This window comes from Shewanella olleyana (assembly GCF_023283825.1).
Lineage (GTDB): Bacteria > Pseudomonadota > Gammaproteobacteria > Enterobacterales > Shewanellaceae > Shewanella > Shewanella olleyana.
Window position 1 is genome coordinate 1 of the sequence record NZ_JAKILD010000079.1, and the last position, 562, is coordinate 562.

At 41.3% G+C, this 562-nt stretch carries 2 rRNA genes; both read right to left on the reverse strand.

The annotated features are described in order from the left end of the window. Nucleotides 1-97: ribosomal RNA gene (locus tag L2735_RS19915) — 23S ribosomal RNA — on the reverse strand; the annotation flags it as partial. Nucleotides 98-467: 370 nt separating this feature from the next. After that, nucleotides 468-562: ribosomal RNA gene (locus L2735_RS19920) — 16S ribosomal RNA — on the reverse strand; the annotation flags it as partial.

Consider the following 562-nt stretch of genomic DNA (forward strand, 5'->3'; position numbering starts at 1 on the left):
GCTTGTTACTAGCTCGCCAACGCTTTTCGCAAGTTACTACGTCCTTCATCGCCTCTGACTGCCAAGGCATCCACCGTATACGCTTAGTCACTTAACCATACAACCCAAATATGTTTCAAAAACACATCAGTGTTAAAGCCCATAGCCTTAACTGTTGTATCGCAACTAGCTGGTTTATTACTAATTTGCATCTCTTACGAGTACACAAATTCGCCTTAGTTTTAGAATATTCAAGACACTTAATAAAGTGTTTTGAGAACTCAATGTATTATCGAAAAGGGATTAACTTCCCAATAATACGATTTGTAATTAATTAACATGACAGACTCATGTAATTAAATACTATCAGCTTTCCAAATTGTTAAAGAACAATGCTAACCGGCTTGCGGCGCATTTCGCTCAACTCCGTAAAGGAGTAACAAGCAATCTGTGTGAACACTCAACAAACATCAAGTTAGTCGTATAGGTAAGGAGGTGATCCAGCCCCAGGTTCCCCTAGGGCTACCTTGTTACGACTTCACCCCAGTCATGAACCACACCGTGGTAAACGTCCCCCCGAAGG